The sequence below is a fragment of the Acetobacter sp. genome (assembly GCF_047721705.1).
Taxonomy (GTDB): Bacteria; Pseudomonadota; Alphaproteobacteria; order Acetobacterales; family Acetobacteraceae; genus Acetobacter.
On record NZ_JBDNXK010000077.1, the window covers coordinates 1 to 15,525 of the forward strand.

The following is a 15,525-nucleotide window of genomic DNA, read 5'->3' on the forward strand; positions in this document are numbered from 1 at the left end:
TGTAAATATAATAATTATTTCAATTTTTCTCATGCCGAAAAATCAAGATAATCTGAGCGGCAATATCTTCAAGAGACAGACGGCCTTCACGAAACCAGCCATCCGCAGAATTTAATAAGCTGAGGAGTAAAATCCTATAGAGATTTTTATCAAGTTGCCCGTCCAAGGGTAGGTCCATCACCAGATCACGGAAAATCTTTTCAAAATCATCGCGCTGCTGAATCAGAATATCACGCACATTCAGGGGCACGCTTCGCAAATTGTTCATAAGTGGAAGCGTCAGGGAACCGGGATTAAGCTGAATCTTGAGCATCTCCAGACAGGCGACCTGCAATCGCTCCCATGGATCTGTCCGGCCAACAAGTTCGTTGCGGATACGCTTGGCGGCTGCTTCCAACGCTTTGTTATGAATCTCGACGAACAAGGCCTCTTTCGACCGTATGTGATAATAAAGTGAACCGGCCAGAAGGCCGGCCCGCTCCGCGATGTCACGGATCGATGTCGCTCGGTAGCCCCGTTCAGCGAACAGTTCCGCAGCTATTTCCAGAATTTCATGCCGCCTGTCCCCTTGCCCATCTTGCACCGGCACGGATGGTTTTTCGGCATCGGGAACAATCCGCGTTTGCTCGGGCCCTCCTGTCCTTCTTGTGGGACGAGAGCTGCCAGACGGAGTGGAAGGGCGGGTTGTTCGTTTCATAAAAGGCAAACCAGAAGAGGCGGACGGGGACTGCCGCAGGAAGCGCGTGTGCCCTCCTGCTCATGCAGCTGTGACCATATCTATGTGCATTTTCCCTCGACAGCACGGAAAAAATTGCCTCCTTTTCAATTCTAACAAATGTTTGGTTGCGAATCGAAAGCGCAATCTCCAACCGGAGGCGTTGGCAATGGATGAAATGACAGAACGCGATCACGTGAACTGCGATGTGGTGATTGTGGGAGCTGGCCCTGCCGGATTGGCCGCAGCCATCCGTCTGAAGCAGCATGCGCCGGACATGTCTGTCATTGTCGTGGAAAAAGGAGCGGAGCCCGGAGCCCATAGCCTCTCTGGCATGGTCATGGACCCATCAGCCCTTGATGAGCTTCTGCCGGATTGGCGGCATGATCCTGACCGGCCCCTCAGAACCGCGGTGACGGAAGATCATTTTGCCGTCCTGACTGCCCGTCATGCCATCCCCCTGCCGGAGAAGCTGTTTCCGCCCCTGATGAGCAACAGGGGATGCTTTATCGGCTCTCTGGGCGAGGTTGTGAAATATCTTGCCAGAAAGGCGGAAGATCTCGGCGTCGACATCTACCCCGCGATTGCGGCGGTAGAACTGCTGTTCGACGACACTGGTCGTGTCAACGGGATCCTGACAGGCGACATGGATGTCAACAAGGACGGCACACATGGAAAGAACTACACGCCGGGCATGGAACTTCGCGCAAAGCATACGCTGCTTGCGGAAGGCGCGCGTGGTTCACTGAGTAAGATCGCCATCGCGCATTTCGGTCTGGACAGAGAGTCCGGATTCCAGAAATTCGGAACAGGACTTAAGGAAGTCTGGGAAATGCCACCCGGCCGCGTCACACCCGGACGTATCATGCATACGCTCGGCTGGCCACTGGACCGCAAAACTGGTGGTGGCTCCTTCGTATATCACGGTGAGAACAATCTGCTGACCGTGGGTTTCGTCGTGCATCTGGACTACGAGAACCCGACTCTCTCACCCTTTGATGAATTCCAGCGCTTCAAGACGCACCCGACGATGCCTGCCCTGCTGAATGGCGGTAGGCGCATCGCTTATGGCGCACGAGCGCTGACAGAAGGGGGGTGGCAGGCTGTACCACGTCTGACCTTTCCGGGCGGGGCACTGATCGGATGCGCGGCCGGGTTCATGAATGTGCCACGGATCAAGGGATCCCATAACGCCATCGCCTCGGGCATTCAGGTTGCAGACGCCATTTTGGCAAAACCGGATGCAACGGAACTGACCGCCTGGCGGGATGGCTGGCGCCACAGCCGGATCGGCCGGGATCTTTTCGCAGTGCGCAATGTCAAACCGTTGTGGTCACGCCACGGACTGCCGACAGGGGTAGCGCTTGGCGCGCTCGACATGTGGTGCCACACGATCATCGGGAAATCTCCTTTTGGCACAATGCGCCATACAAAGCCGGACTGGGAAACATTCAAGCCGCTTTCGGATGTTACGCCCATAACCTATCCGAAGCCGGATCACGTCCTGACTTTCGACCGCCTGTCTTCGGTGTTCCTTTCGGGCACCACGCATGCGGAAAACCAGCCCTGTCATCTGAAACTTGCCAATCCATCCGTTCCCCTGACACGAAACCTGCCGCTGTATGGGGAGCCAGCCCGGCTCTACTGCCCGGCCGGCGTGTATGAAATTGCAAAAACACATGATGGTGAAGACAGTTTCATCATCAACGCGCAGAACTGCGTGCATTGCAAGACCTGCGACATCAAGGATCCAAGCCGGAACATCACCTGGACAGCACCCGAAGGCGGTGGAGGTCCGATGTATGCCGGCATGTAGGACGAATGACACGCACCCGCGCACTGCATAATCAAAAAGGAACACGACATGTCTTGCAAAGACACAAGATTTCGGAAATGCGCCGTCATTGGTGCCGGAACGATGGGCTCGGGCATCGCAGCGCATATGGCCAGTTGCGGCGTGGACGTCGTCCTGCTTGACCTCGACGCGACGCTCGCGGCTGAGGGAGTCAGACGACAGCTGAAATCCGGTGGTTTCATGATGCCCGATTTCGCCACACGGGTGACGACCGGAAGCACCAGAACGGATCTCGATCTTCTGCGGGACTGTGACTGGGTAGTGGAAGCGGTCGCGGAACGGATCGACATCAAGCGCCACCTGTTCTCGCAGATCGACAGCGTGCGGAAGCCCGGCTGCATCGTGTCCTCCAACACCTCCACCATCCCGCTGGCGGAACTGGTCAATGACATCTCGCCTGAACTGGCGGGAGACATGCTGATCACGCATTTTTTCAACCCGCCCCGCCATATGCGGCTTCTGGAACTGGTGTCCGGTCCGCGCACGAAACATGAAACCGTGGAGCGCGTCTCTCATTTCATGGATCATGTTCTGGGCAAGACCATCGTGCCCTGCAAGGACACACCGGGTTTCATCGCCAACCGCATTGGCTGCTACTGGCTGGCCGCCGGTCTGGGTGAAGCGCTGAAACTGGGCATTTCACCGGAACTGGCTGACGCGGTCATGGGCCGGCCTTTCGGGTTCCCCAGCACCGGAATGTTTGGGCTGTGGGATTTGATCGGTATTGACCTGATGCCGGCTCTGATCCGGTCACTGCAGCAGGCTCTTCCGTCCGACGACGCCTTACAGGCTTATGAGGCCGAGCCCGGGCTCGTAACGACCATGCTGGCCCAAGGGCTGAAAGGCCGGAAATCCGGCGCCGGCTTTTACCGCCAGAGCGCTGACCGCAAGGTAAAGGAGACGTTCGACCCCGTCAGCCAAAACTGGCGTCCACGCGAAACACCTGTCCTGCCTGAGACGGAGGCCGCCGCCCTGATCGCCTCCGACACGTTGGCAGGTCGTTATGCGTGGGCGGTCATGTCCCGCACTCTGGCTTACGCGGCGGCGCTGGTGCCCGACATTGCCGATCGCCCGGACCAGGTGGATACGGCCATGCGACTTGGCTACGCCTGGCGGGCCGGACCGTTCGAACTGATCGACCAGTTCGGAGCCACGGCATTTGCCACCCGACTGGATAAAGATGGCCAGTCCGTGCCCCCCCTGCTGACAGCCGCAGGCGCGCAAGGGTTCTATGGCGTCGCTGACGGCCAGCGCACGATAGTGGTCCCTGCCACTCCGGCCCCCACGCGCGAAGCGGTCGCCCAACCTGAGGGCGTCATTTCGCTGCCGGCGCTGCGACTAGGCGGAAAGTCTGTCCTCGCCACAGAGACCGCAACCCTGTGGGACATTGGCGAGGGCGTTGGCCTGTTCGAATTCCACACGCCGATGAACGTCTTTACGCCCGGGCTTCTGGAAAGCCTGCGCCAGTCCCTTGCTGAAACACCAAGGCATTTTCGTGGACTCGTGCTTGGCAACGATGGACGCGCATTCAGCGCCGGGGCCAATCTGAAACACATGCTGGCCCTGTCAGAAAAGAACGACAGAGCTGGCATTGCGCACTTTATCGCTGACGGCATCGACACTTTTACAGCCCTTGCCGCAGCGCCATTCCCCGTTGTGGGGGCGGCAGGCGCAATGGCGTTGGGCGGTGGCTGCGAAGTCCTGCTGCATACGAGTACGGACGCTCTGCATGCCGAAGTCAGCATTGGCCTTGTCGAGAGTCGTGTGGGGCTGCTGCCGGGCTGGGGCGGCGTCTCGCGGTGGCTGTTACGTCATCATGAGACGGGTCTATCCCCCGAGGATGCGGTCAGACAGGTTTTCAACGGTGTAATGCTTGGTGTCGCCGCGCCCTGCGGCTTTGCGGCCCAGACCCAGCATCTAATCCGTGAGACCGATCAGATCGTGATGAATCTAGACCGTCTGATCGCCACCGCACGGGAACGCGCCATCACTCTCGCGTCCGGTTTCATCCCCGCCACAATGCCCTCTGTCGTTCTGCCATCGCGCACCGTTCTGAGCGACGCACTGGAGGCACAGCAAAACACTCTGTCCCCACATGATCGTGTGCTGGGCGGAATGCTGGTTGAAATCCTGTCTGGCGATGCAGAGACGCCGGTTCCACTATCGGACATAACCGCCCGCGTAACCGATAATTTTCTCGAAATCATGCTGACTGAAGCGACGCGCGCGCGGATCGCGCACATGCTTGAGACCGGAAAACCCCTGAAAAACTGAACCACATATTCCAACTGGAACAGAAGCCATGCCTGAATACAAAGCTCCCGTAGAGGACATGATGTTTCTCCTGCGCGACGTGTTCCGCGCGGAGGAAGTATTCGCCGAACTGCCAGAGCAGAAAGAGAACGATCTTGATACAATCAAGAGTATTCTTGAGGAATCCGGAAAATTCTGTTCGGAGGTCCTCCATCCGCTAAACGCCACGGGCGACATCGAAGGATGCCGACTGGAAAACGGCGTTGTCAAAACGCCCAAAGGCTTTGCCGAAGCATGGAAATCCTTTTCCGAAGCTGGCTGGGGCGGCCTGTCCGCTCCGACGGAATATGGCGGGCAGAACCTGCCACGCACGGTGCAGATTCTCGTCGATGAAATGCTCTCCGGCTCCAATCTCTCCTTTGGACTGTTTCCGGGTCTGACACGCGGCGCCTGTGAAGCGATCGAGGCGCATGCCACTCAGGATCTGAAAGATGCTTATCTGCCCAATATGATTGCCGGAGTCTGGACAGGAGCCATGGCCCTGACTGAAGGCAATGCCGGTTCCGACCTCGGGCTGCTGAAAACGACCGCCGTGCCGCGTCCCGATGGGTCATGGACGGTTACCGGCTCGAAAATCTTCATATCGTCCGGTGATCATGACATGGCGGAGAACGTCATTCATCTCGTGCTCGCACGCATCCCCGATGCTCCTCCCGGCACCAAGGGTATCAGCCTGTTCCTGTGCCCGAAAATTCTCGTCAACGCCGACGGTTCGCTCGGCGAACCGAACAATATTTCTGTCGGTGCGCTGGAACACAAGATGGGCATCCACGCCCAGCCAACCTGCACGATGAATTACGACGAATGCCAGGGCTGGATGGTGGGCGAGCCCAACCGGGGGCTTGCAGCCATGTTCACCATGATGAATGCCGAACGCCTTTTTGTGGGCGTGCAGGGGCTGGGCGTCGCCCACGCCTCTTACCAGACGGCGGTGACCTATGCCCGCGAGCGCCTGCAGGGTCGCTCCCCCAACCGCGCGGGCACAGCGCCCATCATTGCCCATGCGGACATCCGCCGGACACTTCTTTCCATGCAGTCCTTCATCGAGGCGGCCCGTGCACTGGTTGTCTACACGGCGCTGGAAATGGATCGTGAAAAGTTCCACCCCGACGCAACCGTCCGTCAACAGGCGGCTGACAGCGTTGCTCTCCTGACTCCCGTCATCAAGGCAGCACTGACCGATTTTGGCTTCGAAGCCACGGTAAACGGACAGCAGGTGCTCGGGGGTCACGGTTATATTCGCGAATGGGGACAGGAGCAGTACGTCCGCGATGCCCGGATTGCAATGATCTATGAGGGTACCAACGGTATTCAGGCGCAGGACCTCGTCGTCCGCAAACTTCCTCTCGCCGAAGGACAGGCGGTCAGAACCTATTTCGCCCAGATCCGCGAAACACTTGAGACCGCCCGGAATGACCGGCACGCAACTACCCTGATCACGCCATTACAGACTACGCTGGAGAAGCTCGAAAGCGTCACAGTGCGTCTGATCGACGGCGATCTGTCCGGCCCGGATGACCGCAACGCCGCTGCCGTCGATTATCTACGGCTCTTCGCCCTTGTCAGCTACGGCTGGATGTGGGTGCGCATGGTGACGGCCAGCACTGACAGCGAAACGATCCTGCCGGATGCCTTCGTACAACATAAACGGGCGACAGCGACTTTCTTCATGGAGCGTGTACTGCCGCAGGCTGCTGCCCTGACGCAACAGATCGGCGCGGGCGCCTCATCCATCATGGCTTTGCCAGACGAAATGTTCTGAGCGGATCGTCATGAGACAGGACTTACCAAAATGAAAAAAATAGTTGTTCCAATAAAGATGGTTCTTGATGCCAATATGCGCCCTCGGGTGAAAGAGGACGGCACCGGCGTCGATCTGTCCGGCATGAAGCTGTCAATCAACCCCTTCTGCGAGATCGCCGTCGAGGAAGCCGTGCAGCTGAAGGAAAAAGGCCAGGCTGAAGAGGTTGTTGTAGTGTCCATCGGCACGTCGAAGGTGCAGGACATCCTGCGTCAGGCCATGGCGATGGGGGCTGATCGCGCGCTCCTTATCGAAACGGACGAGGCTCCAGAACCCCTCGCCACCGCAAAACTGATCCAGGCTATCGTAGGCGAGGAAAATCCCGATCTGGTGGTCCTCGGCAAGCAGGCCGTGGATGATGACTGCAACCAGACGGGCCAGATGCTGGCCTCCCTGCTGGACTGGCCACAGGCGACCTTTGCATCGGCCATGCAGGTGGATGGTGACACCGTGCGTGTCACCCGCGAGGTTGATGGTGGCCACCAGACGCTCGCCCTCACCTTGCCGGCAGTGGTGACGACAGATCTGCGTCTCAACGAACCGCGTCACTGTTCCCTGCCGAACATCATGAAAGCCCGCAAGAAGCCTCTGGCTGTCACGCCAGTTGCGGCATACGGCGTGGACCTGACCCGGCGGCTGAAAGTGCTGTCCGTAACCTCTCCCAAACCCCGTGCGGCAGGACGTCGTGTCACGACCGCGCAGGAACTTGTCGCCGACCTGCGCGCCGCCGGAGCGATCTGAAGCCAGCAGCCCGAACGGAAAGATCACAGACATGACCATTCTTCTTCTTGCGGACCATGACGGACACACCCTGAATGACGCCACAGCCCGCGCCTTGAGTGCCGCACGTGAAATAGGCAACGCGGTGCATGTGCTTGTCGCGGGTGAAAACGTGCAGCCTGTGGCACAGGCGGCGGCAGAACTTTCTGGCGTAGACAAGGTTCTTGTCGCTGACAGTTCTGCACTTGCACATCTTCTGGCCACACCGGTAGCGGACCTGATGGCACAGCTTTCGGCCGATTATACCGCCATCGTGGCTCCGGCTACCTCTATCGGCAAGGACATATTGCCGCGGGTTGCCGCAAAATGTGACGTGATGCAGGTCTCCGATGTGACTCGCGTTGTATCTGCGGACACATTCGAACGGCCCATCTATGCCGGAAATGCCATTGAAACGGTGCAGAGTCTCGATGCTCTGAAAGTCGTCACCATCCGCTGTTCGGCCTTCGACGCAGCTCCCACTGCCAGCACCAGCGCCCCGCTGGAGAGTATCGCAGTGCCAGTCCGGGAGTGGAAAACCCGTTTTGAAAACGAAGAACTGACGAAAAGCGACTGTCCCGAACTGACCTCGGCACGGGTCGTCGTCTCTGGCGGCCGGGGGCTTGGCTCGGCTGAAGCCTTTCACGCGGTCATGGAGCCTCTCGCCGAACGCCTGCATGCCGCGATAGGCGCATCCCGCGCTGCTGTCGATGCCAACTATGCACCGAACGATCTTCAGGTCGGACAGACAGGGAAAATCGTGGCTCCCGAACTGTATATCGCAGTCGGGATTTCCGGAGCGATCCAGCATCTCGCAGGCATGAAGGATTCTAAAATTATTGTAGCAATCAACAAGGATCCTGACGCTCCTATATTCCAGGTTGCTGATTTCGGCCTTGTCGGCGATCTGTTCCCCCTTGTTCCGGAATTTGTGCAGGCACTGGGTTGAACCCGCCCTACCCTACGGAGTCCTGAAAATGACTGTTTCTGATGCTATCGTTATCGTTTCAGCCGCCCGCACACCCATCGGCTGGTTCCAGGGAGACTTCTCCGGCGTTGAAGCACCGCAACTGGGCGCTGCCGCCATCCGCGCCGCCGTCGAACGCAGCAGCGTCGATCCATCGGCGGTCGATGCCGTATTCATGGGCTGCGTGCTGACGGCCGGCCTAAGGCAGAACCCAGCCCGTCAGGCCGCTAATTTCGGCGGTCTGCCGTTCAGCGCCCCCGCGCTCAACGTCAACAAGCTGTGCGGTTCGGGCATGATGGCAATGGGCGTTGGTTATGATGCTCTCATCGCCGGTTCAGCCAGCATGGTCGTCGCTGGTGGTCAAGAAAACATGACCAATGCGCCTTATCTTCTGAAAAAAGCCCGCAGTGGCTACAGACTTGGTCATGGCGAGATCTATGACCACATGTTCTATGATGGTCTGGAAGACGCCTACGAACCCGGGCAACTCATGGGGCATTTCGCGGAATTGACCGCGCGCCAATATGGTTTCAGCCGTGAACAGCAGGACGAATATGCCGTGCGGACACTGGAGCGGGCCCGCACCGCTGTGGAAAATGGCGCTTTCGATGCAGAAATCGCACCGGTAACAATCAAGACCCGCAAAGGCGATATTTCGATCAGCCGCGATGAGAATCCACTTAAGGCCGATCCGAAAAAAATTCCGACCCTGCGTCCTGCTTTCGGGAAGGACGGCACCATAACACCGGCCAGTTCCTCTGGCATTGCGGATGGCGCCGCAGCTGTAATGATGACACGCCGGACACAGGCGGAAAAACTGGGGCTACCGATCCTCGCTACCGTCAGAGGCTATAGTGTTCATGCGATGGAGCCACGTGATTTCACGATAGCGCCTGTTCCTGCAATGGAAAAACTACTCCAGCGCATCAACTGGAGTGTAGACGAAGTGGATCTTTTCGAGGTGAACGAAGCCTTCGCCGTCACAGCCATGGTGGCCCGGAAAGAACTGGACATCCCTGCCGAGCGACTGAACGTCCACGGCGGTGCCTGCGCCCTCGGCCATCCAATCGGCGCGACCGGCGCACGGCTGGCCACCACGCTAATTCATGCACTCAAGGCTCGTGGCCAACGCAAGGGGGTGGCGTCGGCCTGTATCGGCGGTGGCGAGGCAATTGCCATGGCTGTCGAACTACCCTGACAGAACAAGGAACGCTTCATGCTCAGTGGAGTACGAAGCCAGCGGGAAAGTCTGATAAACAATGATAACAGAACGAATCGGATACCATGCGTTCCGCGACCGGGTAATGAGTGCTGAGGAAGCCGCCCAACTCATTAACAATGAAGAGACGATCGCCACCAGCGGGTTCGGTGCTGGCGGCACGCCCAAAGCCGTACCCCGCGCGGTTGCCGCCATGGCGAAGGAGCGACATGCGCTGGGAGAGCCGTTCTCTGTCAGGCTGTTCACCGGCGCATCCACCATGACCGATGTTGATGGCGTGCTGGCGGATGCGGATGCGGTCAGCTTTCGCATGCCGTATATGAGCGATCCGGTCATGCGCAGGAAAATCAATGCAGGCAGCATTGCTTATGTCGACACGCATCTCAGCCGGATGGCGCCATGGGCCCGTGCAGGTTTTTTTGGAAAAATCGACGTTGCCATTATCGAAGTGGCCCTGATCCGCAGCGATGGTGGTCTCGTGCCGACCTTTGCAGTCGGCAATGCCCAGACGTGGCTCGATCTTGCCGACAGAGTGATTATCGAGATCAATACGTGGCATACCCCTCAGATCGAAGGTCTGCACGACATCTTGAACACTGCGGGGCACGACGTTCCCGCAACCCTGGCGCGGATTACGGCTCCAGGCATTCGCGTCGGCCAAGAAGTTCTGCGTGTCGATCCAAACAAGATCGCAGCTGTCGTAATAACGCATGAAGCCGAGCAGAGTATTACATTTCGTCCTGACCCCGATGCGGAGATGATTGCTGGACATATCATCGATTTTCTCCAGAATGAAGTTGCGCACGGGCGTCTGCCGCGAGCTCTTCCCCCTCTACAGTCAGGCGTGGGCAATATCGCCAATGCAGTCATGGGCGGACTGGCCAATGCCCCCTTCGACAATCTAAGTGCCTATACTGAAGTAATTCAGGACGGCATGCTCGACATGCTGCGCAGCGGCAGGATGGTTTCCATATCCGGAGCAGCCCTTTATCTGAGTCCGCCCTGCGCTGATTTTGTGAATACGCATATGCATACCCTGCGAGACAAAATCGTTCTTCGCCCGCAGGAGGTGAGCAATAATCCCTCCGTGGTCCGTGCCCTGAACGCCATCACCATGAATTCAGCAGTCGAAATTGATATTTACGGCAACGTCAATTCAACACGCATTGCCGGCTCACGTGTACAGAATGGTATCGGCGGTTCGGGAGATTTTTCCAGAAGCGCCATGCTGTCGATTTTCATGACACCCTCAATTGCAAAAAATCGCGATATTTCTTCTATCGTTCCCATGGTGTCTCATGTCGATCACATCAGCCAGGATGTCCAGATCATGGTAACGGAACAGGGGGTAGCCGACCTGCGTGGTCTGTGCGCGCGGGGACGGGCCCGGCAGATCATTGAACATTGCGCCCATCCGGATTACCGACCATTCCTATGGGATTATTTATACCGCGCTGAACAGTATTCTGGCGGAGACACACCACATGTCCTTTCTGAGGCTCTGTCGTGGCACCAACGCCTGATCAACAATGGGTCTATGATGCCGGTGAATTAAAATTCTCATTGCTCTTTTGCGTAATTTGGTCATTTAGGATGAATGCCGCATTCTGACTGGAGTTGTCTACGTGATCCGTAAAGATCTTCCGTGGAAAGCTATCTGGAAAGCATATTGTCCTTATAAAATTACATACAGTCACTTCATTCTCTGGGGTCGATTAAGTATTTTCAATTGGTTTTTACAGCTCTGGTAGAATGGGCAGTTTATGATCAGACCTCATTTTTTTGGGATAAAAGATGAAGGTTACGGCGATGTGGATTGCAGACATGAATGTATGAACGGGCGGTCATATCTGGTCGCAACACATTGCCGGTCTTTCAGCTTTACGAACATATTTTCGATAAGATGGCACTTTTTATACAGGTGCCAGTTGTAAGATGGCTTTAATTTCCGGTTCTTCCTCGATGGAATGCAGGCGGATCGACCGGATAAAGCGATGATACAAAGTCTTGTGTGGGCCATACGCTTTCGGGGCGTCTTTCCACTCAAGTCCGTTGCGGATCACATAAACCATCCAGTTCAGGAACACGCCGGGCATCTACGCGTGGTACTCCGTGAGCCAGTGGAAAAAACGGCCTGTTCAACTCCATCGGCCTCTCAGAAAGCAAAAGCACGTCAGTCGCAGATTCTTCCTACCCGAAAGCCTATGGGATCAGGGAACTCATTTTAATTCAATGAATTAATAGGTCCTGAGCCTAGGGTATCCAGAATTCATACGGCGACGGAAAGCGCGTCCCAAGCTCGAACTCGCGGATACATGCCCCGTCCAACCGAAGACTTTTTTCCGCGACATAGGTGAGTATGTTGAAGATATTGACGGCAAACTGCCCTCCCACTTCCACCAGTCATCGACATGCTTGGAGATCTCACTCAGCGAATGAGGGCGATGGCTTGATCACCGGGAAGATCTCACACCTGAGGTGCGCTCGGATAGAGCGATGGCAAGTAGGGATGAAAGTCATTCTGCAGGTCTTTGGTCGTCAAGCCACAGACCTCATAGGCTGTGATTCCATCTTGGTGTGATGACGGGGGATGGATCATGAAGTAGTCTGGTTTCTTTGAGGTTGAAGAGCGCGTGGCCCGGTTGAGCGGACTTGGTGACAAGCTCGAAGCCTTTTCCTGTGCTGTGAATTTTGAGGTCTTCCACCCCGATCTGGAGAAGACTCTGGACTATTCAGACGGGAGAAAAGGCAGTCGTCCGCTCTTTGATCCGGTGTTGATATTCAAATTCCTGATGAATCAGACTCTGAACAATCTCTCCGACGAACAGACGGAACATCTGACGCAGATCGGTGCAATTGAATTTCTGTCAAGCGCTTTGACGCGACCCTGCGGAATGCCGGTTATCTGCCGATATCAGGAGAGAATGCCGAGAAGATCGGTCCGCTTAACGGCTTGTGAAGACAATAGGATTACCCACATTGTAAATTATCATCGCGATCAGATCGGAAGCATCATGAAAGGCATAGTCTTCAATCTTCTGGAGGACGTGGTCAGCGAACAATTCGGCACCGAAACCTGGGATTTCCTTTTGGAAAAGGCCAAGGTGGATGGGGTGTATAGTTCTCTGGGCAACTATCCGGATGAAGATATGCTGGCGCTCGTGAGCGCGGCGGCACATCGTCTGAAGATCTCTGAAGGCGAGGTGTTGCGCTGGTTTGGTGAGCAAGCGATGCCTCTTCTCAAGAAAACCTATCCCGAACTGTTCGAGCAGTTTCCCTCTGCAAGGGCATTCATCCTATCCGTCAACACAATCATCCATCCTGAAGTGAGGAAGCTCTATTCCGGAGCTCACTGTCCATATTTTCATTTCACGGAACAGCCGGACGGGGCGCTGGAAATGCGCTACCAGTCCTCCCGTCACCTTCTTGATCTCGCACATGGCTTCATTCTTGGAGCAGCCGACATCTGGCATGAAAAGATCTCAGTGGAGCGTTACCCACCCGGTTCCGCAAAAGAGAATGACATGACCATCCGCTGGCAGGGCCCATGAACCACCCGACAGCAGATGAAACAGACACCGACTACAAGACTCTCTACCTCCAGTTGCGCAAACGCTTCGAGAGGGAGAAGCGTATCCGTCGCGAGGCGGAACAGATTGCCGAACGCGGCCTGCGTGAACTCTATAGTCTGAACAACCAGCAGAAACTGCTGGAGATGATCGTCAGTTGCGCCAATACGACCTCCTCCGCCACTCGTGTGCTTAAAGTTACGCTGGAGGAATCTTGTCGTCGCATGGGGTTCTCGGGCGGCGTAGCGTTTATCCGACGCGAGGATGGGAATTATGACCGAATAAATCCTACTTTGTGTTTTCCGGATACGCCTTCCTCACGTCAGGCGCTGCTCGACGCCTGCCGGGCTTCGCGACTGTTCGAAGCGGACGGACTAGCCTTCCAGATCAAACGTCAGCAGAAAATCGTAAGCTGGAGAATCGACTCGCACGAACATGCAATCGGGGCTGGCCTGCATCATGGGTTGGGTCTGCCTGTCATTGCGGATGGATGTGTCGATGTCCTCATCCTGTTTTTTTCATGCAAGGAAGTGAAAGCGGAAGAACCAATCGTCGGCCTGTGCATGAACATTGGCGGTCATATCGCCCGCGTGATTGAACGGGAAAAAGCCGAGCGTAAGCTTCGGTATGACGCGACTCATGACGCCCTGACCAACTTACCTAACCGTACACTCTTCATTCAAACACTCACCGATATTCTTGCGACATGGAAAACCACCGATACGCCACCGGCGGTCTGTCTCATGGATCTCGATCATTTCAAGCACATCAATGATACGGCTGGCCATCTGGTCGGTGACCAAGTGCTTTGTCAGACGGCTCAACGTCTGAACCACACGCTCGCGGATCATCCTGCGCATATGGTGGCCCGTCTGGGCGGCGATGAATTCGTGATCCTTTTTTACGGCAAGACATCACCTCATGAGGTCATAACCGCGACAGAAAATGTGTGCGACGTCTTTCGGCGACCTTTAGAAATAGAAAACCATTCTTTGACCTCGACCGCCAGCATTGGCCTCGCCTTTTGGTCCTCGCGTTATGAAAGCACCTCCTGCATTCTGAAAGAAGCTGATCAGGCCATGTATGTAAGCAAAAGAGCGGGTGGCGGTCGTGTGACCCTCGCCCGCCCTGTGAACCCAGCCTGATAAAAGCTGCTCAGCGTCAGTTCGTCCCAGATATCTTACAGCACGGGAGCTTATAAAAAGGAGCGCAGATCAGGTTATCGGATGCTCCCGATGCCATCATCGCCAATAAGTTTTATGATGCCGCTCCACCTATTGAAAAGTTCGGAAAACGCCAGATCATACCGATTATTCGGTCAAAGAGAAACCGACATAATCCACGAAAAATCAGCCATCATCGCCATAAAACAAATATCTTAAAACGTTTTTCGTCAGCCTGAAACTGTTCAGAGACATTGCGGCAAGGTATGATAAGTTGAAGTCAACTTTCCTCCTAATAGTGCAACACATCACTGCCGTTAGGATCAGGCCCCATTGATATGAGGTGAAAAATCTAAATTCAGGGTCTGCGAGGAGGCTGAAGATAAGCGACTTGTTTTGGCTGACGGACAAACAGATGGAGCATCTGCGGCCGTTCTTTCTCAAGCACCCTGCCCCCGGGAATACAGTCCACACAAGACACTCTGGAAGCGCTGGAACGCCATGGGGTTCTTCATCAGAATGATGAATGGGCTGACTGCTGGAAAGGCAGAATCTCAGATTCTCCTGATTGATGTGGCCTATCGCAAGGCTTCGAGCCTGCGGCTAAAGAAGGGGATCAGGCCGTTTGATTGGGCGCACTAACGGTGGCATGACTACAAAGTTCCGCGCGGTTACTGACAAAAACGGGCGTCCGCTCAACTTCTTCACGACGGCAGGGCCAGTGAGCGATTGCATTGGGGGCAGCAACCCTTCTCGACAGCCTCCCTATCGCACAGAGGGATGCTGACCAATCACGGGTGTGATGCCGACTGGTTCTGCAATGCCCTGGAACAGAAGGGTGTAAAACCTTGCATTCCTGGCCAGGAATCGCGCGGGAAAACTATCAGATCCGACAAGATAAAATATAAGCGCCACAACCAGATCGAGATCATGTTCGGACGCTTCAAGGACGGGAGATGTGTCGCAACACGCTATGACAGATGTCCAACTATCTTCTTCTGAGTCCTCTGCCTCGCAGCAACAGTCATGTCCTGGCTATGAGTCTTGAGCCTGGGGCGTGTCATCAGTTACGCCCGATAACTGTGACGACGAGTTGGACTGCTTCAGTCTGACGAATAACCGTTCAATGATATTTCGTTTTTATAAAGTAAGAAAAGGATTTTT

At 55.8% G+C, this 15,525-nt stretch carries 10 protein-coding genes and 3 pseudogenes; 11 read left to right on the plus strand and 2 right to left on the minus strand.

Annotated features, from left to right (window positions below; genetic code table 11):
• Positions 1–19 precede the first annotated feature (19 nt).
• A complete protein-coding gene (locus ABF824_RS12380) occupies positions 20–697 on the minus strand; it encodes a TetR/AcrR family transcriptional regulator (protein ID WP_415489336.1) in 678 nt (225 codons plus the stop codon).
• Positions 698–893: 196 nt separating this feature from the next.
• Here ABF824_RS12380 and ABF824_RS12385 point away from each other — a divergent pair, with 196 nt between their 5' ends.
• From ABF824_RS12385 to ABF824_RS12415, 7 genes are all read left to right on the plus strand, one after another.
• A complete protein-coding gene (locus ABF824_RS12385) occupies positions 894–2,531 on the plus strand; it encodes an electron transfer flavoprotein-ubiquinone oxidoreductase (RefSeq protein ID WP_415489345.1) in 1,638 nt (545 codons plus the stop codon).
• A 48-nt stretch (positions 2,532–2,579) separates the two neighbouring features.
• A complete protein-coding gene (locus ABF824_RS12390) occupies positions 2,580–4,844 on the plus strand; it encodes a 3-hydroxyacyl-CoA dehydrogenase NAD-binding domain-containing protein (protein WP_415489337.1) in 2,265 nt (754 codons plus the stop codon).
• 28 nt (positions 4,845–4,872) lie between these two features.
• On the plus strand, positions 4,873–6,645 hold the full coding sequence (locus ABF824_RS12395; RefSeq protein WP_415489338.1) for an acyl-CoA dehydrogenase C-terminal domain-containing protein: 1,773 nt from the start codon (positions 4,873–4,875) through the stop codon (positions 6,643–6,645).
• A 30-nt stretch (positions 6,646–6,675) separates the two neighbouring features.
• Positions 6,676–7,425 carry an electron transfer flavoprotein subunit beta/FixA family protein gene (locus ABF824_RS12400; RefSeq protein ID WP_415489339.1) on the plus strand — a complete coding sequence of 250 codons (750 nt, stop codon included), beginning with the start codon at positions 6,676–6,678 and terminating at the stop codon, positions 7,423–7,425.
• 31 nt (positions 7,426–7,456) lie between these two features.
• Positions 7,457–8,392, plus strand: coding sequence for an electron transfer flavoprotein subunit alpha/FixB family protein (locus ABF824_RS12405; protein WP_415489340.1), 936 nt, complete (start codon positions 7,457–7,459; stop codon positions 8,390–8,392).
• 28 nt (positions 8,393–8,420) lie between these two features.
• Positions 8,421–9,608 (plus strand): thiolase family protein, encoded by a 1,188-nt coding sequence (locus ABF824_RS12410; protein WP_415489341.1) that lies wholly within the window; start codon positions 8,421–8,423, stop codon positions 9,606–9,608.
• A gap of 61 nt (positions 9,609–9,669) precedes the next feature.
• On the plus strand, positions 9,670–11,184 hold the full coding sequence (locus tag ABF824_RS12415; protein WP_415489342.1) for a succinate CoA transferase: 1,515 nt from the start codon (positions 9,670–9,672) through the stop codon (positions 11,182–11,184).
• A 415-nt stretch (positions 11,185–11,599) separates the two neighbouring features.
• On the opposite strand, the pseudogene ABF824_RS12420 reads toward ABF824_RS12415, so the two are convergent.
• Positions 11,600–11,777 (minus strand): annotated as a pseudogene (locus ABF824_RS12420) (transposase); the annotation flags it as partial.
• Between the two features lie 485 nt (positions 11,778–12,262).
• Here ABF824_RS12420 and ABF824_RS12425 point away from each other — a divergent pair.
• The 4 genes and pseudogenes from ABF824_RS12425 to ABF824_RS12440 all read left to right on the plus strand — a co-directional run.
• Positions 12,263–12,552, plus strand: a pseudogene (locus ABF824_RS12425) (IS5/IS1182 family transposase); the annotation flags it as partial.
• 91 nt (positions 12,553–12,643) lie between these two features.
• Positions 12,644–13,180: a heme NO-binding domain-containing protein gene (locus ABF824_RS12430; protein WP_415489343.1), complete on the plus strand. Its 537-nt coding sequence runs from the start codon at positions 12,644–12,646 to the stop codon at positions 13,178–13,180.
• Complete coding sequence (locus ABF824_RS12435; protein ID WP_415489344.1) at positions 13,177–14,343, plus strand: diguanylate cyclase domain-containing protein; 1,167 nt, start codon at positions 13,177–13,179, stop codon at positions 14,341–14,343. The genes ABF824_RS12430 and ABF824_RS12435 overlap by 4 nt, the downstream gene beginning before the upstream one ends.
• Before the next feature lie 400 nt (positions 14,344–14,743).
• Positions 14,744–15,363 (plus strand): annotated as a pseudogene (locus ABF824_RS12440) (IS5/IS1182 family transposase).
• Positions 15,364–15,525 lie beyond the last annotated feature (162 nt).